The sequence below is a fragment of the Roseovarius sp. MBR-154 genome (assembly GCF_053628595.1).
The window spans coordinates 1-22,279 of the sequence record NZ_JBRJGR010000016.1 but is presented as its reverse complement, the minus strand read 5'-3'; the positions used below and the strand labels follow the sequence as shown (position 1 = coordinate 22,279).

The following is a 22,279-nucleotide window of genomic DNA, read 5'->3' as shown; positions in this document are numbered from 1 at the left end:
CCTAGCCCTGCCCCGGCGTCAGATAGGACCGGTCGGAATGCGGCATCACGAACTCGACGATATGGCGCACATAGGGGCTGTCGGTCTCCTCATTCAGACGGTGGGCGCGGTCCTGAAACGTGCCCTCGCCCTGCGCCAGCATCTGAAAGGCGGCGCGCAGGGCGGTGATATCGGCGCGCCCCACGCCGCGCCGCTTCAACCCGACAAGGTTCAGCCCCTCCAGATGGCCGCGCGGCCCCTGCACGAGCGCATAGGGGATCACGTCATGGGTGACCATGCTCAGCGCGCCGATGATCGCCCCGCGCCCGATCCGCACGAATTGATGTACCCCCACAAGGCCGCCGATGATCACGTCATCCTCGACCCGGCAATGCCCGGCAAGGGCCGCGCCGTTGACCATGATCACCCGATCCCCGATCCGCGCGTCATGCGCCACATGACAACCCGCCATGAACAGCCCGTCATCGCCCACCCGAGTGACGCCGCCACCACCCGCCGTGCCGGTGTTCATCGTGACATGTTCACGGATACGGTTGCGCGCGCCGATCCGCAGCGCGGTCTTCTCGCCCGAGTATTTGAGATCCTGCGGCACCTCGCCGATGCAGGCAAAGGGAAAGATCACCGTGTCCTCGCCCACCTGCGTGTCGCCGGTGACGACCACATGCGACTTGAGCGTCACCCGCTCCCCGAGCCGCACCTCCGGGCCGATATGGCAGAACGGGCCAACCTGACACCCCGACCCAAGCCGCGCGCCGTCTTCCACGACCGCCGAGGGATGGATCTGCGGCCCGGCCAACGCGCTATGCCCCCGACAGGTCCATCATCGCGGTAAACTCGGCCTCGGCGGCCATCTCGCCCGCAACCTCGGCCACGCCGGAAAATTTCCAGACCTTCGCACCGGGCTTGCCGCGCAGCGTCTCGAGCTTCATCTCGAGCACATCGCCCGGCACCACCATGCGGCGGAACTTGGCGCGCTCGATGGCCATGAAATAGACCAGCATCTCGCGATCCTCCATGCCAAGCGCGCAGCCCACCATGACCGCCGCGGTCTGCGCCATCGCCTCGACGATGGTCACGCCGGGCATGATCGGCTTGCCCGGGAAATGGCCCTGGAAATGCGGCTCGTTCATGGTCACGTTCTTGAGGCCCCGGGCGCGCTGAAAGCCGTCGATCTCCACCACCTTGTCGACCAGCAGAAACGGATAGCGATGCGGAATAAGCCGCTGGATCAGGTGAATGTCCGCGGTCTTCAACGGCTCTGTCATGGCACATCCTTTCTGGTTCTTCTTCGTGCTTTCCCGCTCCGTGATGCAGCTCGAAACGCGCCCATGCCGCGCTCAGTTCCCGTCAGGCACGGGCAGCTCCGGCATCGGGCGGGCATCGCCGGTATCCTCTTGCGGCTGCGGCAGCGCGTCCGGCCCGGTGCCGATCTGCGCGTCGATCCGGCTGATCGCAAGATCGGTCACATCCGCCACATCCGCATGCAGCAAAACGCCGCGCCGATCCAGCATCGCGACCGCATCCGCCTCGGTCAGAAGATCGGCAAGAACCGGCTGCACCACGCGCATGAATTGCAGCGGCGCCAGTTCGCGACGGCGCTCGAGCTCGCGCGATTTCGTCTCGCTCTCGCGGCGCAGCTCGGTCACCTTGTTGTCGAAGGCATCGGCCATGTCGCGAAACTCGTCAGCCGGAACCGTGCCGCGCATCTCGGTCAGCGATTGCTCCTCGGCCTCGAGCTGCGCCGCGACGCGCTCGTTATGCGCGATCAGTCGCTCGCGTTCCTCCTGCACCTCGCGTTGCAGGCGCTGGCCATATTCGGTCTCGGTCAGAAGCCGCTCGCTGTCGATGACCACCACGTCACTGCTGACCACGCCAAGCTGCTGTGCCGGGACCACGACCGGCGATCCGAGGGCAAGCGCCAACAGCCCGATCAGAGCGATGGCGCCGCGCATGGTCAGAAATCCGTGCTGACGGTGAGGTTGAAATTCTGCACGATATCGCTCGGCTCTTTCTTCAGCGCCTCGGAGAAGTTCATCCGGATCGGACCGAAGGGCGACGTCCAGAAGACCGACACGCCGACGACATGGCGGTCCTGGAACCCGGTCGATTGCAGCGGCGCAGTGGCAACGCTCTTGTTGCCAATGCCCCAGATCGAGCCGATATCGTAAAACACGCCCCCCGTGATCCCGTATTCCTCGGGCAGGCCGAGCGGGAATTCCGCCTCGAATTTCAGCGCCGCGAAATACTCGCCGCCCAAGTGCTGGTTGCCCTCGATCGGGCCCATCCCATTGGGCTCGAAGCCGCGGATCACCTGACTGCCAAAGCGGTTGAGGAACCGGCTCTCCTGCGAGCCGAAAAAGTCGATCGCCCCCCCCTCGGCAATCGCGCGAAGGGTCACTTCCTCGTTCCAGACGGTGGTCTGCCCGACAAGCCGACCGGTCGTCTTGACAAACTCGTTGTCGCCGCCGACACCCGCAAATTCCTGGCCAAAACTGAGCAGGACGCCGGCATTCGGATTGAGCCCGGTGCGCCGGGTATCATAGGTGTACTCATAGCCAAGCGCACTGGTGATGAGCGCGCCCTGCGCAACCTCGAAGTCGATGATGCTCGAGGAGCTGTTATTGTCCGACATGTCCTCGTAACGGGCGTTGTAAAAGACGCCGAGACGACCGTTCTCGCCGGTGGGAAAGGTCAGACTGGGGCGGAAGGTGCCGATCGAGGTGTCGAACAGGCTGTTGTCCGATTCGGTTTGCTGAAAGGCGAAATCGAGACCAAAGGCGACATCACGGCCCAAAAAGGCGGGCTCGACAAAGCCAAGGTTGTAATTGATCCGCTCGGTGGTACCGAAGATGCTGGCCGAAAGCTGCTGACCGCGCCCGATGAAGTTGCGCTCGGAAAAGCCCGATTGCAGGCCGACGCCGGAGTTTGTCGAAAAGCTCAGCCCGAGCGAGACGGTGCCGGTCGTGGTCTCCTCGACATCGGTTTCGATCACCACCTGATCGGGCCGCGAGCCCTCACGCGCGTTGACCTCGACGCTCTCAAAGAATTGCAGGGCGCGAATGCGGTCCGCCGCCTGCCGGATGGCGCGCGGGTTGAAGGGGTCGCCCTCGGCCATGTCGAACTGCCGCCGGATCACCCGGTCGAGCGTGGTGGTGTTGCCCTCGATGTCGATGCGCTCGACAAACACGCGCGGTCCGCGGGTCAGAACGAACTCGATATCGAGCGTCAGGTCGCGGTCGTTGCGCGTCACGCGCGGTTCGACCCGCAGGAAATCGACGCCTTTCTTGATCCCGAGCCGCTCCATCCGTGCGATGGAATTCTCGACCAGCGTCGGCGAATAGACCACCCCGGGCTTGATCTTGAGCGTGTCGTGATAGGGCTCGGCCTCGACAGCGGAATATTCGCTGACCGTGGTGATCTCGCCAAAGCGGAATTGCTGGCCTTCCTGTACGTTGAAGGTCACGAAATAGGAATCGCGCTCGCGGGCAAGCTCGGCATTGGTGCCGGTCACCCGGAAATCCACATAGCCGCGCGAATTGTAGAAATCCGTGAGCACCTGCCGGTCGAAGTTGATCCGGTCCTCGACAAAGGTGTCGCGTTCGATCAACGCCCGCAAGAGGCCGGTCTGCTTGCTTTCGATCACGCGCCGCAGGCGACGGTCGGAAAAGGCGCGGTTACCGACAAAGCCGATGCGATCCACCTCGATCTTGCGGCCCTCGAAGATCTCGAACACCAGATCGACCCGATTGTCGCTGCGGCGGATCACCTTGGGCTTGACGCGCGCCGAAATCCGTCCGTTCTGCGCATAGGCCTCGGCAATCGTCTCGGCATCGCGCTCGGCCTGCGTCGGGCTGAAGACCTGGCGCGACTGGCTCTGGATAAAGCCCGCAAGATCCTCGTCCTTGATCTTGTCGTTGCCTTCAAAGGCGATGCGGTTGATGGTCGGGTATTCAGTCACCCGGATGACCAGACGGCTGCCCTGCGGCTCGACCTCGACCTCCTCGAACAGGCCAGAGGCGAGAATGCGCTGATAGGCGTCGTTGAGTTGCCCGGCAGAGACCGTTTCCCCCCGCTCGATCCCGGCATAGGACAGGACCGTGCCAGCCTCGATCCGCTGGTTGCCCTCGATTGCGACGGTCGAGAAACGGTAGGATTGCGCCTCGGCGTGCTCGGGGGCGACCAGTGAGAACAGCGCCAGCAGAACGGTGAAAACACCGCAAAGACCGCGCGTCGCCAAGCCCTGGAGCAGTCGCCCCATGTCACAATCTTTCATCGCTCACACCCAGTCAGACATCCCATTGATCGAAGTCACTACCCGGTCTGTCTGGGCTTGTCAAAACGCGAGTGCGCCGCCGACCTCAGAGCGATGCGAGGTAACCTGCGGCGAAAAGCGCGACGGTCAGCGTCGCGGCAAAGATCAGCAGATCGGCATTCACGCCGATCAGCACGCCGATGCTGCGATATCCGTTGCGAAACTGAGACATGTCGTGCCTCCTTGGTCCTGTGTCCATCGCCCACCCTGCCGGGGAACCACGGCGATTCAAGGGACACAAGGTGGCGGCATTGTGGCAATCCGCGCCGTCTGCGCCGTCAGCGCGCCGCCATGAACCGCTCCAGCCGCGCCAGCCCCTCTTCGATATCCGCCGTGGCGCGGGCATAGGAAAACCGCAGCGTGCCCGCCCCGCGCGCCGGATCGAAATCCAGCCCCGGCGTCACCGCCACCCCGGCGCGTTCCAGAATCTCGGCGGCAAAGGCGCGGCTGTCGTCGGTCAGGTGGCTGACATCGGCATAGACATAGAACGCACCATCGGGCGGCGCGATGCGGTCGAACCCGGCGCGCGGCAGCCCCTCCAGCATCAGCGCGCGGTTGGTGCGGTAAACCGCCATGTTCGCCTCCAGCTCCGCACCGCACTCCATCGCCGCAAGCGCCGCCACCTGGCTGGCATGCGGCGGACAGATGAAGAGGTTCTGCGCCAGCCGCTCGACGCTGCGGATGTGATCCTCCGGCACCACCATCCAGCCGACGCGCCAGCCGGTCATCGAGAAATACTTGGAAAACGAGTTGATCACATAGCAGTCATCAGTGATCTCCAGCGCGCTCACCGCTTTCGCCTCATATTCGATGCCGTGGTAAATCTCGTCGCTGATGAAACTCGCCCCCGCCGCCTGCGCCGCCCCGATCAGCGCCCCGAGCGCCTCGCGCCCCAGCATCGTGCCCGTGGGATTCGCCGGGCTCGCCACCAGCAGCCCGCGCAGGTCACGCCCCGCCAGATCCCCCGGCACCGGTTGCAGGCGGTTTTCCGCCGCCGTCTCGATATCCACCGCCACCAGATCGAGCGCCCGCAGGATCTGCCGATAGCTGGGATAACCCGGCGCGCCGATTCCCACCCGCTCGCCCGCATCGAAGAGCGCGGTAAAGGCCAGGATGAACGCCCCCGACGAGCCCGGCGTGATCACCACGCGGTCGGGGTTCAGATCGACGCCATACCACTCCCGATAAAGCCGCGCGATGCGCGCGCGCAACTCCGGCAAACCGAGCGCCACGGTATATCCCATGGCCTCACGCTCCATCGCCCGGGCCAGTGCGTCGCGCGCGCCCGAGGGCGCAGGCGTGCCCGGCTGGCCCACCTCCATATGCACGATATGCCGCCCCTCGGCTTCGGCACGGCGCGCGGCCTCCATCACATCCATGACGATGAAGGCGTCGACCTTGGACCGGGTTGAGTTCCGCATTACATTCTTCCTAAGCTGAGGGCACATGCCCTCTCTTCACGTCGAAAGGCAGGTCAGGTCAATGCAGCTCCTCCGGTTTCTCGCGATATCGCTGATCGTGAGCGTCATGCTCGCCGCGCCCGCGCGCGCCGTCACCCTGCTGCGCGATCCCGATATCGAACACGCCCTGCGCGCGCTCGGCGCGCCTGTGCTGCGCGCCGCCGGGCTCAACCCCGACCGGGTCGATATCCTGGTGATCGACGACGCCAGCATGAACGCCTTTGTCATCGACGCCGACAGCATCTTCATCCATTCCGGGTTGATGTTGCGGATGACCACCCCGGCCATGCTGCAATCGGTGATCGCGCATGAGGCCGCGCATATTGCCAACGGCCATCTGATGCGCCGCCCGCTCAACGCGCGCAGCGCCCGCACCGCCGCCGCCCTCGGTACGGCGCTTGCGGCGGCCGTCGGGGCCGCGGCGGGCAGTGGCGAATTCGTGGCCGGGGCGGCGGCGGGCATTCAGGGGGCCGCGCAGCGCAGCTTTTTCGCCCATACCCGCGCCGAGGAAAACGCCGCCGATTCCAGCGGCATGCGGTTCATGAACGCCGCCGGGGTCGATCTCAACGGGGCGGTGCAGGTGATGGATCTGTTTCGCGGCCAGGAATCGCTCTCGCTCTCGCGGCAGGACGCCTATGCGCGCACCCATCCGCTCTCGCGCGACCGGTATCGCCGGGTGCAGGCGCTGGCCGAGGCGCAATCGCGGCAGGTGCAACCCGACCCCGAGGCCACATACTGGTTCGCCCGCGCCAAGTCCAAGCTCTCGGCCTTTCAGCGCTCGCCGAAATGGACGCTGACCCGCGCCGGTGAATACGGCTATGAGGACGTCACGCTGATGCGCCAGGCCATCGCCCATCACCGCAACGCCGACCTGCGCCGCGCGCTCCAAGCCATCGACGGGGCCGTCGCGCGCCGCCCCGACGATCCCTATCTGCACGAATTGCGTGGCCAGATCCTGATGGAAAGCCGCCAGATCAAGGCTGCCGTCGCCGCCTATGCCCGCGCCACCAATCTCGCCCCGCGCAACGCGCTGATCCTTGGCTCCTATGGGCGCGCGCTGCTGGCCGACGGGCAGGTGCAAAAGGCCGCGCAAGTCCTCGAATCCGCGCGCAGCCGCGATGGCCGCGACTTCCGCGTGCTGCGCGATCTGGCACAGGCCGAGGCGCATCTCGGCAATAACGGCATGGCTTCGGTTCTCACCGCAGAGCGTTATGCGATGGCGGGTCGGCTCAAAGATGCTAAGATACATGCCGAACGCGCCTCCGGCCTCTTGCCGCGCGGCTCGGCCGCGTGGCAACGCGCGCAGGATGTGCTACACGCGGCCAAAGCCGCCGAGAAACGGAGTAAGAACCAGTGATTCGAAGCCTTGTCGCCGCCGCCGCCCTCAGCCTGCCTCTGGCCCTGCCCGCGCAGGCCCTCGATCTCGACAACCTGACCGAGGCCGAGCGCGCTACGCTGCACTCCGAAATCCGCGCCTATCTGCTGGAAAACCCCGAGGTGATCATGGAGGCCGTGGCTGTGCTCGAAGAGCGTCAGGCCGAAGGACAGGCCCAGGCCGATGTCGATCTCGTGCGCGCCAATGCCGACGCGATCTTCAACGACGGTCATTCCTGGGTCGGCGGCAATCCCGAGGGCGACATCACCCTCGTCGAATTCATGGATTACCGCTGCGGCTATTGCCGCCGCGCCGTGGACGAGGTGCACGGCCTGCTGAAAGAGGACGGCAATATCCGTTTCATCGTCAAGGAATTCCCCATTCTGGGAGAGGACTCGGTGCAGGCCTCGCGCTTTGCCATCGCCACCCAGCAGGTCGCCGGGGACGAGGCCTACAAATCCGTGCATGACGCGCTCATGGCCTATAACGGGTCGATGAACGAGGCGGGCTTTACCCGGCTGGCCGATTCGCTCGGGCTCGATGCCAACGCCATCGTGGCGGCCATGGACGACGACGCCGTGACCGAGGTGATCGCCGCCAACCACGCGCTTGGCCAGCGGCTCCAGATCAGCGGCACGCCGTCCTTCGTGATGGGCGAACAGATGCTGCGCGGCTTCCTTCCGCAGGACGCGATGCAGGCCATCGCCAACGACATCCGCACGCAATAACCCGATGCGACAATGCCTTTTCGGCGCGGCCCTCCTCGGGGGGCTGCTGCTGCCATATACTGCGACGGCACAGGACAGCGGCGCGCAATCGCGCCCGCCGCTCGGCAGCGCGATCCGCGACGTGCTGATCGCCACCCCCGAACTGCTCTCGGAGATCACCGGCCTGCCCCGCCCAGCCCCCGACCTCTACGGCGCAGAGGCCGAGCGCGATCTGGACACGCTCGACCAAATGGCGACACAGCTTTTCAACCCGAGCCAACCCGGCTTCGGCCCCACCGATGCCCCGACGCGGGTGGCCTTCTTCACCGCAGAGGATTGCCCCGACTGCAGCCGCGCCCGCGACGAATTGCACGCTCTGGCTGACCGGCTGGGCTTTCGCGTCGCGGTCTTCGACATCGGCCCCGACGCCGCGCTCGCCCGCAGGCTTGGCCTCGACATGGCGCCCTCCTACGTGCTGCCCGACATGATGCTGCGCGGCGCGATGCCCGCCATCGTGCTAGACCGCTACCTGACCGAGTGACCCCTGCCCTTCATCGTTCCAAAAATACTCAACTGACCCGGCACGGATCAGTCCCACCACGGCCCGGATCAGTCCCACCACGGCCCGTGATGCACACCCGCCTGCCCCAGCCGCTCAAACCCGTGATGCCCGAACATGTCGCGCTGCGCCTGGATCATGTTGGCGCTGCCATGGCCCAATCGCATGCTGTCATACCACGCCAGCCCCGCGCTCAGCGCGGGCACCGGATGCCCGCCATGCACCGCGCTGCACACCACCTGCCGCAACGCGGGCACACAGCGCGCAAGGGTCTGCGCCAGACCGGGGTCGAGGATCAACTGACCCTCCCGCAGATCGCCCTCAAAGGCGACGGCGATCTCGTCGAGCAGGGCCGAGCGGATGATACACCCCGCCCGCCAGATCCGCGCGATGGTCGCGAAATCGAGCGACCAGCCATACTCCTCGGATGCCGCCGCAAGCACGCGGAAGCCCTGCGCATGGGCAAGGATGCGCGCCGCCAGAAACGCCTCGGCCAGAACCTCGGGGCTGGCGTCAACTGCGCCAACCGCCCCCCCAAGCACGGCCTCGGCCCGTTGCCGGGTGTGCTTCTCCGAGGACCAACTGCGCGCGCCCACGGCAGCCTCGATCACGCTTGCGGATTGCCCCATCCGCAGCGCCTCGATCACGCTCCAGCGCCCGGTGCCCTTTTGACCGGCGGCATCCTTGATCACGTCGATCATCGGATGCCCGGTCTCGGGATCGGCATAGGTCAAAAGCTTGGCGGTGATCTCCACGAGGTAGGACCGCAGCGGACCCTCGTTCCATGTCTCGAACAGCGCCCCTATTTCGGAAGGTGGCAATGCCAGCCCGTTGCGCATCAGACTGTAGATTTCCGCGATCACCTGCATGTCGGCATATTCAATGCCGTTATGCACGGTCTTGACGAAATGCCCCGCCCCGTCGGGGCCAAGATGCGCCACGCAGGGGCTGCCCTCGTGGCGCGCGGCGATGGCCGTCAGGATTGGCGCGATCCGCGCCCAGGCCTCGGCGCTGCCGCCCATCATCATCGACGGACCGTGCCTCGCACCCGCCTCGCCGCCCGAAACACCAAGACCGACGTGATACAGACGCGATACCGACAGTTTACCGACCCGCCTTCGGGTGTCATGAAAATCGGCATTGCCGCCGTCGATCACGATATCGCCAGGCTCCAGAAGCGGCGTGACCTGCTCCAGCATTTCATCCATCGGCGCCCCCGACGGGATCATGAACAGGATGATGCGCGGACGCTCCAGCGTGGTGACGAAATGCTGAATTTTGTCATGCGGATCAAGGCGCTCGGCCAAATCTCCCGCCTCTGCCATGAAGCGCGCGATCCAGTCCGTCTCGCGGTTGGTGACGGCCACGTCAAAGCCGTGCTCCGCCATGTTGAGCGCCAGCGCGCTGCCCATGGTGCCAAGCCCGTAGACCCCGATCTGCGCCTTGCCCATCCCCCCTCCGATACCGCTAACGGAACGAGGTAAGCCTAGGCCGCAAAACGATAAATTGCAAGCACCCGAACGACCCCCGGCTCAGGCCCTGGGGGCTGACGAGAGCAAAAGATCAGCGTCATCCTCCGGCTTGACCGGAGGATCTCCCGTCACGCCAACCTCAGACCCCGAGCGTCCAGCGCATGATCGCCTTCTGCGCATGCAGCCGGTTCTCGGCCTCGTCGAAAATCACCGAGGACGGCCCGTCCATCACATCCGACGTCACCTCCTCGCCGCGATGCGCGGGCAGGCAATGCATGAAGAGCGCGTCGGGTTTCGCCTGCGCCATCAGCTTGTCGTTGACCTGATAGGGCCGCAGCATGTTGTGGCGGCGCTCCTTGGTGGACTGGCTGTCATGCATGCTGACCCATGTATCGGTGACCACCAGATCGGCCCCCTCGACCGCCTTCGCGGGGTCACGCTCGATGGTGATCGTGCTGCCCGCCTTGCGCGCGACGCCAATGAATTCGGGCTCGGGATCAAGCTGCATCGGCCCGGTAAAGGTCAGGTTGAACCCGAACTGCCCGGCGGCGTGCAGGAAGGAGGCGCAGACATTGTTGCCGTCGCCAGACCAGACCACCTTCTTGCCGGTGATCGGCCCGCGATGTTCCTCGTAGGTCAGGATATCGGCCATGATCTGGCACGGATGGGTGCGGTCGGTCAGCCCGTTGATCACCGGCACATCGGAGTATTCCGCCATCTCCAGCAGCACGGATTCGTCGAAGGTGCGGATCATGATCATGTCGACATAGCGCGACAGCACCCGCGCGGTATCGGCGATCGTCTCGCCATGGCCCAGTTGCATGTCGGCCCCCGACAGAACCATCGTCTGCCCGCCCATCTGCCGCACGCCCACGTCGAACGACACCCGCGTGCGCGTCGAGGGTTTCTCGAAAATGAGCGCCACCATGCGCCCCGCCAGCGGCTGTTCGGCATCGGGTGTGCCGCGCGGATGACCGTTGCGCGCGAGCTTCATGTCGCGCGCCTGATCGATGATCGCCCGCAACTCGGCCGGATCGGTTTTGTGAATGTCGAGAAAATGGGTCATATCAGTGTTCGCTTTTTTCGTTGGGGACATTTGGGGGCCAGCCCCCAAACCCCCGGAGTATTTCTGGAACGATGAAATCAGGCAGTTTTCAAGGCCGTGGCGGCGGTTTCGAGACGGGTGACCGCCTCTGTGATTTCATCGTCGGTGATGGTGAGCGGCGGCAGCAGGCGGATCACGTTATCGGCGGCGGGCACCGTGGCGACGAGCGCGTCATACCCGGCCTTGACCACATCGGTGTTGGTGATCTTGCACCCCAACCCAAGCATCAGCCCCAATCCCCGAACTCCGGTAAAGATGTCGGGATGCGCCGCGACCAGCCCCTCCAGACGCTGGCGCATCAGCCCCGCCTTGCGGTTGACCTCGGCCAGAAATTCCGGCGTGGCGACATGCTCCATCACAGCACAACCCACGGCACAGCCCAGAGGGTTGCCACCATAGGTGGAGCCATGCGTGCCCGCGCCCATGCCCGCAGCGGCACGCTCCGTGGCCAGCACCGCCCCCAAGGGAAAGCCGCCGCCGATGCCCTTGGCGACCATCATGATATCGGGCGCAACGTCAGCCCATTCATGCGCGAAAAGCCGCCCCGTGCGCCCCACCCCGCATTGCACCTCATCTAGGATCAGCAGGATATCCTTCTCGTCGCAAAGGGCGCGCAGACCCTTGAGGCATTGATCGGGCAGCGGGCGAATGCCGCCCTCGCCCTGCACCGGCTCAATCAGGATGGCGGCGGTCGTGTCGTCGATTGCGGCATGGAGCGCGTCGTGATCTCCCCAAGGCACATGCTTGAAGCCGGGCAGCAGCGGGCCGAAGCCCTTGGTCATCTTCTCCGATCCAGCGGCGGCGATCCCCGCCGAGGAACGCCCGTGAAACGAGCCCTCGAAGGCGATGATATCGGTCCTCTCCGGTTGGCCTGAATCGTAGAAGAACTTGCGCGCCATCTTGACCGCCAATTCGCAGGATTCGGTGCCGGAATTGGTGAAGAAGACCGTATCGGCAAAGGTCGCCTCGACCAGCCGGTCGGCCAGCTCCTGCTGCTTGGGGATCTGGTAGAGGTTCGAGGTATGCCACAGCTCGCCCGCCTGATCGGTCAGCGCCGCGACCAGATCGGGATGCGCATGCCCCATGGCATTGACCGCAATCCCCGCGCCGAGATCTAGAAATCGGCGCCCGTCGGCCTCGATCAGCCAGGTGCCTTCGCCCTTTACGAATGAGAGCGGCGCGCGATTATAAGTCGGCAGGATCGACGGAATCATGGCAGGTTCCTTGTCAACAAGAGGCCCTTTGAGTGCCGCAAGGGCGGGGCCAAGTCAATCATTTGGGTATTTGGGGCATTTGGAGGAATTGGCGCACACTACGCCGGGATCACGAGAGGACGGGACGTCAGACGCGGGTGCGTCGGCGTCGGATCGGGGTATGTGTCGCGCTCGTGATCATGACGTGGCTTTAGCCGGTTTCGCGCGTCAGGGAAAGCGGAATGTCGCATGCCGGGGCTGCCTGCACCGTAACGCGCGCCGCGCCCAGCCTCGGATGCAGGTGCCGCGCCAGATGCCAGCAGGACAACAGGCCCGCGCCGGCCAATGCGAATATCCCCGGCAAAGGGGCCACCAGCAGCACCAGCCACGCCGCCCCCGGTGTCACGATCCCCGACACATCACGAAAACTGGCATAGATCGCCGACATCTCCGTGCGCTCCGACGGCTTGACGGCCATCAGGAAAGGCAGCCCCGCCGACACATCGAGCAGCACCAGGAACACCGAGGCGAGCGCCAGCCCCGCAACCGTCGCCCAGGGCCAGCCGCTCGCCATGGCCCCCAGCACGAAGAGCAGCCCTGAGGCCGCGAACCCCACCCGCACCGCGCACCGGATAGAGCGGCGCTGCATCCAGCGCAGCATCAAAGGTGTCACGAACAGCATCCCGTTCGAGGCCGAGAGCAGCATGCCACCCAGATCCTCGCCCAGCCCCTGCTGGACCGCGAAGATCGGTAGATAGACCACATAGGCCCACCAACCGCAGGAGCGGATCACCGCGAAAACCCAGCCCGCCACCAGCCGCGGCTGCACGAAGAACCGCGGCAGCCACGCCAGCGGATTGGGCGCCGGGGCCTGCGCGCGGGTGATCAGCCGCCCGTTGCCAAGCCGCATGTAGAGAAAGAGCGTCATCATCGCTAAGGCCGCCACGCCGGCGATCAGAAAGGGCAATGGCCGCCACAGCCCGAGAAGGGCGACGCCGAGCCATGGCCCTGCCGTCCAGCCCGCCGCACTGTAGAACATGCGCGAGGTCTCGCAGCGCCCCAGGTCGGACTTGGCAATGAAATCCAGCACATAGGCGTTGAAGCAGACAAACACCATCACCGTCGCCGCCGTCATCAGCGCAAGCGCCGCGATCATCCCCAGCACGCCGCCCTGCGCGCCCATCCCGGCGCCGCCCGCGAACATCGCGCAGCCCATCACGTAGATCCAGCGGCGCGGCACATGGCGGGTGGCGAAGGGCACCATCAGCCCGGTGGCCAGCGACAGCATTCCGACGAGGAAATACACCTCCGACACCAGCGCCGCATCGCGCAGCGCGCGATACATCTCGAGCGGCATGACCGAGATCAGAATGCCGCGCGCCATCGCCTCGGTGCCCGCCAGCAGGGCAAACCCCCGCACCGAGGGGGTGGGCGCGTGGCGGAGCCATTCGGGGATGCGGCGGTCGTGCATGTCTTGGGGTCTTGATGTTTCCTGAGGGTGTCCTGCACGCAAACCGTGGCACCCGCGCGACCGGTCGCGACATCGCGTCGTTTTCCGCACATGCACACGCGAATTTGTCGACGGGTGTCAGGCTGTTACCGCTTGCACATGCTCACGCGGCGCGGCAAGGCTGCCCCCATGTTCACGCCCCGCGCCCCCAATCCCGGCCTTGCCGCCCTGCTCACGCTTCTGGCTGCAGCTTTGCTGGCGGGCACCACGCTGCTGGCCAAGGCACTCGGGACGGGTACGCTCGGGCCCCCCGCTGCATGCGCTGCAGGTCAGCCACGGGCGGTTTCTCTTCGCCTTTCTTGCCATCGGCGCGATGACGGCGCTGATCCGCCCACGCCTCACGCGGCCCGATCTCGCGACCCATGCCAAGCGCTCCTGCTTTGGCTGGGCGGGGGTCACGCTGATGTTCGCGGCCGCCGCCTTCATCCCGCTGTCGGATGCCACGGCGATCAGCTTTCTCAACCCGGTTTTCGGGATGATGCTGGCGATGCCCCTGCTGGGCGAACGCGTCGGCCCGCTGCGCTGGTGTGCCGCCGCCATTGGCCTTGCAGGGGCCGTAATCCTGATGCGACCGGGCAGCGGCGTCATCGCGCCCGGAGCACTTCTGGCACTTGGCGCGGCGCTGTGCCTCGGGGCCGAACTCATCTTCATCAAGCGGCTCTCGGGGCGCGAGGGGCCGTTGCAGATCCTGCTGATCAACAACTCCATCGGACTGGGTATCGCAACCCTCGCCGTGATCTGGGTCTGGGTCGCGCCAACACCCGCGCAATGGGCGGCGCTGATCGGCCTCGGCCTCCTCATGGCACTCGCGCAGGCCTGTTTCGTCAATGCCGTGGCGCGCGGCGATGCAAGTTACGTGGCCCCGTTCTTCTTCACCGCGCTGGTCTTTGCCGCGCTCTATGACGGGGTGATCTTCGGGGTCTGGCCCGATGCGGTGTCGATCACAGGCGCGACCGTCGTGCTCTGCGGCGCGGGCCTTCTGGTCTGGCGCGAGGGGCGCCGTCGCGCGCCGGTGACGTAACGCCCCCTTTGACAAAGCCACACACGCTTTGGCTAAATCCATCCCGAGGGAGGAGACCATGCCACTGAGCATCCTGTTGCCAATGGTCGTTCTGGGTATCGCCTGCATCGCGGTGCTGCTGCATCTGCTTGGCCTCTCGCGCCGCGCGACACTGCCGGACGAGGTGGCGGCAAGGGCGGCATGGCTGCGCGAGTTTCCCGGAGATGCTCCCCGGTATGTGACGCTCTGCCAAGACCACTCCGCCGCTCTGATCGAGACCGAGACCGGGCGCGGCGTGGTCTGGCCGATGGGCGCGGATACCACCCCGCGCTACCTCACCGGCGCGCGGGCACGCCGGAGCAAGTCCGGGCTGCGGCTCGATCTGCCCGACTATACCGCGCCGCGCATTCACCTCAGCCTTGATCCAGATGAGGCCGCCGGGTGGCAAGACGCGCTGAAGGAGACCGCATGACCGACATGACCGCCTTTCCCGACGTGGTGAACTGGGCGGTGCCCTTCTTCATCGCCGCCATCCTCGCCGAACTGCTGTGGATCGTCATCAAGGGCCGCGGCGGGCGCTATGAGACCCGCGATGCGCTGACCTCGCTTATCATGGGGGCGGGCAACGTGGCCTCGGGCATCCTGCTGGGCTTTGTCGCCTATGGCTTCTTCATGCTGCTGTGGGAGGTAACGCCGCTCGATCTGGGCGCCTCGGTCTGGGTGATCGCGCTCTGCTTCGTGCTCGACGATCTGCGCTATTACTGGGTGCACCGCTTCGGGCACCGCATCCGCTGGGTCTGGGCGAGCCACGTCAATCACCACTCCTCGCAACATTACAACCTGACAACGGCGCTGCGGCAGACCTGGACCGGCACCTTCACTTTCATGATGGTGGTGCGCGCGCCGCTGATCCTTCTGGGGTTTCATCCGGCGATGGTGCTGTTCGTCGGCGGGCTGAACCTGATCTACCAGTTCTGGATTCATACCGAAGCGATCGGACGCATGCCGCGCTGGTTCGAGGCGGTGATGAATACACCCTCGCATCACCGCGTGCATCACGGACGCAACCCGCGCTATCTCGATTGCAATTACGCAGGGGTGTTCATCATCTGGGACAAGCTCTTCGGCACCTTCGTGCCGGAACTCGACGAGGAGAAACCCGATTACGGCCTCGTCCGCAATCTCGGCACCTTCAACCCGATCCGCGTCGCCTTTCACGAATGGGTGGGCATTTACCGCGATGCGACACAGCCGGGGCTGACGTGGCGTGAGCGGCGCAATTACTGCCTCATGCCCCCCGGCTGGAGCCATGATGGAAGCCGCGAGACCTCGACCGCGATCAAGACGCGATATCTGGCCGATCACCCTGAAAACGCGGGTACACCCGGCTTTCCGCTCAACCGGTGAGTGTTTCACGCCCTGTTTACCGATTTGTTATTTGACCGATCGTTCCAAATGGGGGTTAATCGGTCAGGCAAGAGGATCCGCTAAACCCATTGCACAAAGTCGATCTTGCTTTAGCAGGTCTGGATCGGCGCAAGGATCCGGTGCCCTGTGCAAGGCCCATTACTCAGCCTTGTGCAGGGTGCCGGTGTTATTTCCGCAGTCGCTACCTCTTACCGCTGCGCGCGGTTGCTCATCACCTGCATGCGCTGATCCGGGCAGGTGTAGTGCAGCTTGAGCGGATCGCGACACGGGGCCTCGATCACCCGGAATGCCAGCCATGCCGCCAGGGCCGCAAAGACCGCGCCGCCCAGGGCCTGTCCCACCAGCACGCCCTGCGCGCCCCAGATCATTCCGAAGCCCACGACGAAGGGCCAGGTGCCGATGGTGTGCCGCCCCCAGTTCACCCCCGTCGAATAGCCCGGATGGCCCAGATTATTGAACGACGCATTTGCCACGAAGATCGCGCCGTTGAAGAACGACCCGAGCGCCAGCGGCCCGAGATAGAGATAGAGGATCGCGCGCATCTCCCCATCGGCTCCAAACATGTCGACAATCGGTTCGCGCAGGACAAACAGAAGCGCCGACATTCCCACCACGTAAAGGGCAAGGAACTTCAACCCGTCGAGGAAGGTCTCATAGACCCGATCCATCCGCCCTGCCCCGAAATTCTGGCCAAAGATCGGCCCGATCGCCCCCGACAGCGCCAGCACGACCGAGAACACCACCGGCACCATCCGGTTGATCACCGCCATGGCGGCCACCGCATCGGTGCCGTATTTCGCCATTTCCCGCGTCACGATGGCGGTGCCAAGCGGTGTCGCCACCGTGCCCAGAACTGCAGGCAGCGCGATGCCCGCCGCATCCTTGAAATCGCGCGCCACGCATTGTGGGCGTGGCCGTGCAAAGGCCTGATAGCGCGTCACCGCGAGGAACAGCGCCAGTGCCGCCGTCGCCAGACGCGCCAGCACCGTCGCCACGGCGGCCCCTTCAAGGCCCATGCCCACCGCAAAGATCAGGATCGGATCGAGGACAAGATTCACCGCCGCCCCCAGAAGTGCGGGGTACATCGCGCCGCGCGCATCGCCATAGGCGCGCAACACCGCGACCGCCACCATCGACAACCCCGACAGAAAGGTCGTCGGCAGGATGATCCACAGATAGCCCTGCGCCATCTCCGCCGCCGCTCCAGTGGCCCCGACGAGGCCCAGGAGAACATCGAGAAACGGCAGCATCAGAAGCGGCAGAACCAGCCCCGTCGCCACCGCGATCACTGCCGTGCTGCTTGCGTATTCGCGCGCGTCGGTGCGGTTGCGCTCGCCCTCGGCCCGCGCCACCAATGCGCCGGCGGCAATCGAGAGCCCGATATTGACCGCGCTGGCAAAGAACATCAGCGCGCTCGCATAGCCCGCCGCCGCTGCCAACTCTTCGCGCCCCAGCATGGAAATGAAAATGATATCAATAAGATCGACAGCAAAGATAGCCATCAACCCGATGCTGGAAGTAAACGACATCACCGACACGTGCCGGAAAAGGTTGCCTTGGGTGAAACTCCCGCCGCTCTCGGTCAGGGCCATTGTCATAATCCTTTCACACAACTGGATGTGCAGATAACGGGCTTTGCGCTTCGCGCAAGCGGCACCTGCTCAACAGTCGATGTGCGGATTTGCTCAGCCGCGTGCGGCCACCAGATGCACCAGCCGTGCACCGGTCTCGTAATAGAGCGTGCGCAGCCCTGCCAGCGGCTCGCGATGCGCCTCGACCACGGGCACCGGAAGGCCGTCCTCCTCTCCGGTCAAGAGCGCCCGCGCCACAGCCCGGCCAAAGACCGTGCCCGGCCCAATACCGCGCCCCGAATAACCATAGATCGCATAGCCGCCCTGCCCGATGCGCTGAATGCGCGGCAGGTGATCGCCGGTCATCGCAATGCGCCCGGCCCAGGCGTGGCGGATCTCGGTGCCGCGCAGGCGCGGGAAAAGTTGCGTCAGCTTGCGTTCGGCCCAGTTGGCATGAGCGCTTGCCTCGCCTCCCATGCCGCCGAGGATGATCCGTCCCGCCGCATCGCGCCGCAGCGAGGTCATCACAAGGCCGGTATCCCAGCACCCCTCGCCCCCCGCCAGAATATCGCGCGCGAGGTTGTCGCCCAAGGGCTCCGTTGCCAGTTGGTAGAACTGCACCACCGGCATGTCGGGCAGGCGGACGGGAGGGGCGGGGCTGTGATAGGCATTGGTCGCCATCAGCAGATGTTTCGCGCGCAGCTTGCCGCCCGGCGTGTGGATCACCCATTGCGCGCCATGGCGGGTGGCCGCCGTGACCGGGCTCTGCTCATGCAACTGCGCACCCTGCTCCACCGCCGCGCGCGCCAGCCCGCGCGCATAAGCCAAGGGTTGAATGGTGCCCGCGCGTGGATCAAAGAGCGCGCCGTGAAACCGCTCCGTTCCGGTGCGCGCCGCCACCTCTGCGCCCTCAAGCATCTGCACCGGCGCGCCGCGCGCCTGCATCTGCGTCAGCCGCTCCCGCAGTTGCGCCGTTCCCTTGGCCGCATGCGCCAGGTGCAGCGTGCCGTTGCGCACCGGCTCGCAAGCGATGCCATGCTGCGCGATCAGATCGAAGACGACATCCGGTGCACCGGCCAGCACGCTGTTGAGCCGCTCGCCCGCCGCCCGCCCGAGTGTCTTGCAGACCGCATCGGGCGAAAGCCAGAGCCCGGCATTGACCAGACCGACATTGCGCCCAGAGCCGCCATGCCCGACCGTCTCGGCCTCCAGCAGGGTTACGTCTGCACCCTTTCCGGCGGCCTCCAATGCAGCCGAGAGACCGGTATAACCGCCGCCCACGATGGCCAGATCGACGCTGCGCTCGCCCTGCAAGGGGGGGGCTGCGAAATCTTCCGCCGCGCTTGCCCGCCACAGCGACGTGAGCGGGCTCCTCATACGGAGTGACTCTTGATGATTTTGTAACTTTCAAACAAAGGCTTGCACGTCATTCTTCACCTTAGAAAAACGCCTGAAGCCCGGTCTGCGCACGGCCCAGGATCAGCGCATGCACGTCATGCGTCCCCTCATAGGTGTTGACCGTTTCCAGATTGACCATGTGGCGGATGACCTGAAATTCCTCTGAAATCCCGTTGCCACCATGCATGTCGCGGGCGTGGCGTGCAATCTCCAATGCCTTGCCGCAATTGTTGCGCTTGATCAGGCTGATCATCTCGGGGGCTGCATTGGCCTTATCCATCAGCCGCCCCACGCGCAGCGCCGCCTGCAGGCCAAGCGCGATCTCGGTCTGCATGTTGGCCAGCTTGAGCTGAAACAGCTGCGTCTGCGCCAGTGGCCGGTTGAACTGCTTGCGGTCGAGGCCATACTGCCGCGAGGCGTGCCAGCAGAACTCCGCCGCTCCCATGACGCCCCAGGCAATGCCGTAGCGGGCCCGATTCAAACATCCAAAAGGCCCTTTAAGCCCCTGAACATTCGGCAAAAGGGCGCTCTCGGGCACCTCGACGCCGTCCATCACGATCTCGCCGGTGACCGAGGCGCGCAAGCTCAGCTTGCCGCCAACCTTGGGCGCGCTCAGCCCCGCCATGCCCTTCTCAAGCACAAAGCCACGGATCTTGCCGTCATGCGCCTCGGACTTGGCCCAGACCACGAAAACATCCGCGATGGGGCTGTTGGAAATCCACATCTTGGAACCGGTCAGGCGATAGCCGCTGTCGGTGCGCACGGCGCGGGTTTTCATGCCAGCGGGGTCACTGCCGGCATCCGGTTCGGTCAGGCCGAAACAGCCGATGAGATCGCCGCTTGCCAGGCCGGGCAGGTATTTGCGGCGCTGCTCCTCGCTGCCATAGGCGTAGATCGGATACATCACCAATGAGCTTTGCACGCTCATCATCGAGCGATAGCCCGAATCGACCCGCTCGATCTCGCGCGCCACCAGACCATAGCTCACATAGCTCGATCCCAGCCCGCCATATTCCTCGGGGATGGTCGTGCCCAAGAGGCCCATCTGCCCCATGTCCTTGAAGATTTCCGGCTCCACCCGCTCCTCGCGATAGGCGTCTATGACGCGCGGCTGCAGGGTCTCCTGCGCGAAGGTGCGCGCACTTTCGGCGATCATCCGTTCCTCTTCCGACAGCTGATCGCTCAGGCGGAACGGGTCGCTCCATTCAAAAGAGTTGAGATCCGGCGCATCCTTGGCGCGCAGCGTGGGCGTATTGGCATTCATGGCGCAATCCTCATGCTTTTTCTCGGTTACAGGCAATTTACACTGGTCAAACCCGCATGAATAACGATAAATCCACATGAACTCATGAGTTTTTCGCAAGTATGACCCTACCCCGTCGCTTCCTGCCCTCTATCTCCTCGCTGCGCGCGCTCGAGGCGCTCGACCGGCTTGGCAGTGCGACCGCTGCGGCCGATGAACTGGCACAGACGCAAAGTGCGGTGAGCAGGCAGTTGAAAACGCTTGAAAATCAGCTTGGCGTGACCCTGTTCATCCGGCAGGGGCGCAGCATGCGCCTGACACCCGACGCGGCGGTCTATGCCGACAAGGTGCGCGGCGCCTTGCAGCAGATCGCGCAGGCGTCGGTGAACATGACGGTGAACCCGGTCGGCGGCAGCCTGAGCCTTGCGATCCTGCCGACCTTCGGCATGCGTTGGCTGGTGCCGCGACTCGCGGATTTCGCGCGCAGGCACCCGGAGGTGACGATCAACCTCTCCACCCGGCTAAAACCGTTCAACTTCGCCTCTGAACCCTTTGATGCGGCCATACATTTCGGGGACTCAAATTGGCCCGGAACCGATGCTCTCAGGCTCAAGACAGAGGCGGTTTTGCCCGTCGCCGCGCCCGACCTCCTCGCCGCCCATCCCCCCGTGACCACCGCCCGTGACCTTCTGCGCCTGCCGCTGTTGCATATCGAGACCCGGCCCCATGCCTGGGCCGACTGGATCGCGGCACATGGAATTGAAGGGGCGCGGGCAAGCGGTACAATCTATGATCAATTCTCAACCATTACGCAGGCGGCCTTGCATGGTCTGGGCATGGCGCTCTTGCCGGATTACCTGGCGGAACAGGATCTGGCGGCGGGACGGCTGTGCCGCGTCTGGGACGAGGCAACCATGATGCCGGGCGCCTATTACCTTGTCTGGCCACAAAAGAACGGCCGAGATCCGTCGCTGCTCACGTTCCGCGACTGGCTCTCGGGGCAGGCCGAGGACGAGGATTTGCTACCGCGCTAGACCGTCTGTCCCGCGATTGTCCTCGCCCGACCGCCGACGATGTATCTCTGACGAGCAACCCATTTTGCCCGTTGCGCGGGATCATACCGTATGCTAGTTCGCGCCACGATGTGCGACCACAAGGCAATCGCCATCGGCCCCTATAGCTCAGCTGGTAGAGCAACTGATTTGTAATCAGTAGGTCCGCGGTTCGAGTCCGTGTGGGGGCACCATTATAAGTACATAAAGCACTGTTTTTAATGATAAAAACGGATTTACTAAATATTCTATCCCCCTAATTATACACCCTTTGTGCCTTGAACGACCGCAAAATGGCGGCGCGCACCAGCCCCGGTGTAGTCAAGATTTCCTCTATAAAAGCTGAAAGAATCGCGCTCGGCGGTTGTCAACCCCTTGAAGGCGACAACAGCTACCCACACGGAAACGCTGCCGCATAGGCCCGCCAGATAAGTGTTCGCGCACTCTCATGGCGGCTAGCAGGGTTTTCTTGCAGGTATTTTGTTACAACATCTCTCAATTGGCTATTGGGCGCATCGGCTGGAACGCAGCTTCCAGTCACGTTGCCGATCAGATTATTGACATCAGGCACCATTTCACCGCGCACATTGGCTGCTGCTAACGCTACGCCCCAAGGTGTGCCTTCAGAGTAGCCGATAACGTAGCCAATGCAAAAACCTGTTGGACAGGATCTGGCGTAAATTAAGCTACTCTTTGCACCTGCTGATCGGGTTGGGTTTTGTCTTTTCTCAGCCAATAGAGCACGGCGGGTGGTCTGCCGCCAAGGGCCGAGTGTGGGCGTTGGTGGTTGTAGAAGGTCAGAGGTGGTCCTGCTTTTTCGACCAGCTTGCAGCCCGGTTAAGGTGGATCAGGGTTTCCTATCAGGCTGCCATTCTTATGGGTTCGGTTTTGCTG

General features: G+C 64.5%; 21 protein-coding genes, 1 tRNA gene and 1 pseudogene. 9 read left to right on the top strand and 14 right to left on the bottom strand.

Features of this window, described 5'->3' with window-relative positions; translation table 11 throughout:
* Position 1: 1 nt before the first annotated feature.
* The 6 genes from lpxA to ACSSV4_RS16665 form a co-directional block, all read right to left on the bottom strand.
* A complete protein-coding gene (gene lpxA, locus ACSSV4_RS16690) occupies positions 2-796 on the bottom strand; it encodes an acyl-ACP--UDP-N-acetylglucosamine O-acyltransferase (RefSeq protein ID WP_454276227.1) in 795 nt (264 codons plus the stop codon).
* 4 nt (positions 797-800) lie between these two features.
* The gene (gene fabZ, locus ACSSV4_RS16685) at positions 801-1,265 is read right to left on the bottom strand and encodes a 3-hydroxyacyl-ACP dehydratase FabZ (protein WP_454276226.1); all 465 of its coding nucleotides are present in this window, start codon (positions 1,263-1,265) and stop codon (positions 801-803) included.
* A gap of 72 nt (positions 1,266-1,337) precedes the next feature.
* Positions 1,338-1,952, bottom strand: coding sequence for an OmpH family outer membrane protein (locus ACSSV4_RS16680; protein ID WP_454276225.1), 615 nt, complete (start codon positions 1,950-1,952; stop codon positions 1,338-1,340).
* Positions 1,953-1,954: 2 nt separating this feature from the next.
* Entirely contained in the window at positions 1,955-4,258 is a 2,304-nt protein-coding gene (bamA, locus tag ACSSV4_RS16675) for an outer membrane protein assembly factor BamA (RefSeq protein ID WP_454276224.1), read from the bottom strand.
* Between the two features lie 100 nt (positions 4,259-4,358).
* Positions 4,359-4,484, bottom strand: coding sequence for a hypothetical protein (locus ACSSV4_RS16670; protein WP_254892414.1), 126 nt, complete (start codon positions 4,482-4,484; stop codon positions 4,359-4,361).
* A gap of 106 nt (positions 4,485-4,590) precedes the next feature.
* Complete coding sequence (locus ACSSV4_RS16665; protein ID WP_454276223.1) at positions 4,591-5,733, bottom strand: pyridoxal phosphate-dependent aminotransferase; 1,143 nt, start codon at positions 5,731-5,733, stop codon at positions 4,591-4,593.
* 61 nt (positions 5,734-5,794) lie between these two features.
* Between ACSSV4_RS16665 and ACSSV4_RS16660 the strand changes: the two genes are divergently transcribed.
* Genes ACSSV4_RS16660 through ACSSV4_RS16650 form a run of 3 tightly spaced genes read left to right on the top strand, consistent with a single transcriptional unit; the run spans position 5,795 to position 8,395 of the window.
* Complete coding sequence (locus ACSSV4_RS16660) at positions 5,795-7,129, top strand: M48 family metalloprotease (protein WP_454276222.1); 1,335 nt, start codon at positions 5,795-5,797, stop codon at positions 7,127-7,129.
* Positions 7,126-7,875: a DsbA family protein gene (locus ACSSV4_RS16655; protein WP_454276221.1), complete on the top strand. Its 750-nt coding sequence runs from the start codon at positions 7,126-7,128 to the stop codon at positions 7,873-7,875. Before ACSSV4_RS16660 ends, ACSSV4_RS16655 begins: the two co-directional genes overlap by 4 nt.
* 4 nt (positions 7,876-7,879) lie before the next feature.
* Positions 7,880-8,395, top strand: coding sequence for a hypothetical protein (locus tag ACSSV4_RS16650; protein WP_454276220.1), 516 nt, complete (start codon positions 7,880-7,882; stop codon positions 8,393-8,395).
* 68 nt (positions 8,396-8,463) lie between these two features.
* On the opposite strand, the gene gndA is transcribed toward ACSSV4_RS16650, so the two are convergent.
* From gndA to ACSSV4_RS16630, 4 genes are all read right to left on the bottom strand, one after another.
* Positions 8,464-9,864 (bottom strand): NADP-dependent phosphogluconate dehydrogenase, encoded by a 1,401-nt coding sequence (gndA, locus tag ACSSV4_RS16645; protein WP_454276219.1) that lies wholly within the window; start codon positions 9,862-9,864, stop codon positions 8,464-8,466.
* A 160-nt stretch (positions 9,865-10,024) separates the two neighbouring features.
* Positions 10,025-10,951: an ornithine carbamoyltransferase gene (argF, locus tag ACSSV4_RS16640; protein ID WP_454276218.1), complete on the bottom strand. Its 927-nt coding sequence runs from the start codon at positions 10,949-10,951 to the stop codon at positions 10,025-10,027.
* Between the two features lie 77 nt (positions 10,952-11,028).
* Complete coding sequence (locus tag ACSSV4_RS16635) at positions 11,029-12,204, bottom strand: acetylornithine transaminase (protein ID WP_454276217.1); 1,176 nt, start codon at positions 12,202-12,204, stop codon at positions 11,029-11,031.
* Positions 12,205-12,394: 190 nt separating this feature from the next.
* Complete coding sequence (locus ACSSV4_RS16630) at positions 12,395-13,654, bottom strand: MFS transporter (RefSeq protein WP_454276216.1); 1,260 nt, start codon at positions 13,652-13,654, stop codon at positions 12,395-12,397.
* A 168-nt stretch (positions 13,655-13,822) separates the two neighbouring features.
* On the opposite strand from ACSSV4_RS16630, the pseudogene ACSSV4_RS16625 reads away from it, so the two are divergent.
* The 3 genes and pseudogenes from ACSSV4_RS16625 to ACSSV4_RS16615 all read left to right on the top strand — a co-directional run bounded on the left by ACSSV4_RS16625 (position 13,823) and on the right by ACSSV4_RS16615 (position 16,100).
* Positions 13,823-14,714, top strand: a pseudogene (locus ACSSV4_RS16625) (DMT family transporter).
* A 58-nt stretch (positions 14,715-14,772) separates the two neighbouring features.
* Positions 14,773-15,165, top strand: coding sequence for a hypothetical protein (locus ACSSV4_RS16620; protein WP_454276215.1), 393 nt, complete (start codon positions 14,773-14,775; stop codon positions 15,163-15,165).
* On the top strand, positions 15,162-16,100 hold the full coding sequence (locus ACSSV4_RS16615) for a sterol desaturase family protein (protein ID WP_454276214.1): 939 nt from the start codon (positions 15,162-15,164) through the stop codon (positions 16,098-16,100). The genes ACSSV4_RS16620 and ACSSV4_RS16615 overlap by 4 nt, the downstream gene beginning before the upstream one ends.
* 209 nt (positions 16,101-16,309) lie before the next feature.
* Here the strand turns inward: ACSSV4_RS16615 and ACSSV4_RS16610 are convergent, their stop codons facing one another.
* The 3 genes from ACSSV4_RS16610 to ACSSV4_RS16600 all read right to left on the bottom strand — a co-directional run bounded on the left by ACSSV4_RS16610 (position 16,310) and on the right by ACSSV4_RS16600 (position 20,354).
* On the bottom strand, positions 16,310-17,713 hold the full coding sequence (locus ACSSV4_RS16610) for an MATE family efflux transporter (RefSeq protein WP_454276213.1): 1,404 nt from the start codon (positions 17,711-17,713) through the stop codon (positions 16,310-16,312).
* Positions 17,714-17,806: 93 nt separating this feature from the next.
* Complete coding sequence (locus tag ACSSV4_RS16605; protein WP_454276212.1) at positions 17,807-19,069, bottom strand: NAD(P)/FAD-dependent oxidoreductase; 1,263 nt, start codon at positions 19,067-19,069, stop codon at positions 17,807-17,809.
* Between the two features lie 61 nt (positions 19,070-19,130).
* On the bottom strand, positions 19,131-20,354 hold the full coding sequence (locus tag ACSSV4_RS16600) for an acyl-CoA dehydrogenase (RefSeq protein WP_454276211.1): 1,224 nt from the start codon (positions 20,352-20,354) through the stop codon (positions 19,131-19,133).
* 101 nt (positions 20,355-20,455) lie between these two features.
* On the opposite strand from ACSSV4_RS16600, the gene ACSSV4_RS16595 reads away from it, so the two are divergent.
* Positions 20,456-21,367 (top strand): LysR substrate-binding domain-containing protein, encoded by a 912-nt coding sequence (locus ACSSV4_RS16595; protein ID WP_454276210.1) that lies wholly within the window; start codon positions 20,456-20,458, stop codon positions 21,365-21,367.
* Positions 21,368-21,503: 136 nt separating this feature from the next.
* Positions 21,504-21,579 (top strand) — tRNA-Thr (locus ACSSV4_RS16590).
* 197 nt (positions 21,580-21,776) lie between these two features.
* Here the strand turns inward: ACSSV4_RS16590 and ACSSV4_RS16585 are convergent.
* Positions 21,777-22,121: a Rap1a/Tai family immunity protein gene (locus ACSSV4_RS16585; RefSeq protein ID WP_454276209.1), complete on the bottom strand. Its 345-nt coding sequence runs from the start codon at positions 22,119-22,121 to the stop codon at positions 21,777-21,779.
* Between ACSSV4_RS16585 and ACSSV4_RS16580 the strand changes: the two genes are divergently transcribed.
* A partial coding sequence (locus ACSSV4_RS16580; RefSeq protein ID WP_454276297.1) for a hypothetical protein occupies positions 22,046-22,279 on the top strand: 234 nt, incomplete at its 3' end. The genes ACSSV4_RS16585 and ACSSV4_RS16580 overlap by 76 nt on opposite strands.

What these genes read in the sequence shown, in the direction of transcription:
- fabZ (WP_454276226.1), bottom strand. Translation starts at nt 1,265, where the DNA reads ATGACAGAGCCGTTGAAGACCGCGGACATTCACCTGATCCAGCGGCTT.
- ACSSV4_RS16680 (WP_454276225.1), bottom strand. Translation starts at nt 1,952, where the DNA reads ATGCGCGGCGCCATCGCTCTGATCGGGCTGTTGGCGCTTGCCCTCGGA.
- bamA (WP_454276224.1), bottom strand. Translation starts at nt 4,258, where the DNA reads ATGGGGCGACTGCTCCAGGGCTTGGCGACGCGCGGTCTTTGCGGTGTT.
- ACSSV4_RS16670 (WP_254892414.1), bottom strand. Translation starts at nt 4,484, where the DNA reads ATGTCTCAGTTTCGCAACGGATATCGCAGCATCGGCGTGCTGATCGGC.
- ACSSV4_RS16665 (WP_454276223.1), bottom strand. Translation starts at nt 5,733, where the DNA reads ATGCGGAACTCAACCCGGTCCAAGGTCGACGCCTTCATCGTCATGGAT.
- ACSSV4_RS16660 (WP_454276222.1), top strand. Translation starts at nt 5,795, where the DNA reads ATGCAGCTCCTCCGGTTTCTCGCGATATCGCTGATCGTGAGCGTCATG.
- ACSSV4_RS16650 (WP_454276220.1), top strand. Translation starts at nt 7,880, where the DNA reads ATGCGACAATGCCTTTTCGGCGCGGCCCTCCTCGGGGGGCTGCTGCTG.
- gndA (WP_454276219.1), bottom strand. Translation starts at nt 9,864, where the DNA reads ATGGGCAAGGCGCAGATCGGGGTCTACGGGCTTGGCACCATGGGCAGC.
- argF (WP_454276218.1), bottom strand. Translation starts at nt 10,951, where the DNA reads ATGACCCATTTTCTCGACATTCACAAAACCGATCCGGCCGAGTTGCGG.
- ACSSV4_RS16635 (WP_454276217.1), bottom strand. Translation starts at nt 12,204, where the DNA reads ATGATTCCGTCGATCCTGCCGACTTATAATCGCGCGCCGCTCTCATTC.
- ACSSV4_RS16630 (WP_454276216.1), bottom strand. Translation starts at nt 13,654, where the DNA reads ATGCACGACCGCCGCATCCCCGAATGGCTCCGCCACGCGCCCACCCCC.
- ACSSV4_RS16620 (WP_454276215.1), top strand. Translation starts at nt 14,773, where the DNA reads ATGCCACTGAGCATCCTGTTGCCAATGGTCGTTCTGGGTATCGCCTGC.
- ACSSV4_RS16615 (WP_454276214.1), top strand. Translation starts at nt 15,162, where the DNA reads ATGACCGACATGACCGCCTTTCCCGACGTGGTGAACTGGGCGGTGCCC.
- ACSSV4_RS16610 (WP_454276213.1), bottom strand. Translation starts at nt 17,713, where the DNA reads ATGGCCCTGACCGAGAGCGGCGGGAGTTTCACCCAAGGCAACCTTTTC.
- ACSSV4_RS16605 (WP_454276212.1), bottom strand. Translation starts at nt 19,069, where the DNA reads ATGAGGAGCCCGCTCACGTCGCTGTGGCGGGCAAGCGCGGCGGAAGAT.
- ACSSV4_RS16600 (WP_454276211.1), bottom strand. Translation starts at nt 20,354, where the DNA reads ATGAATGCCAATACGCCCACGCTGCGCGCCAAGGATGCGCCGGATCTC.
- ACSSV4_RS16595 (WP_454276210.1), top strand. Translation starts at nt 20,456, where the DNA reads ATGACCCTACCCCGTCGCTTCCTGCCCTCTATCTCCTCGCTGCGCGCG.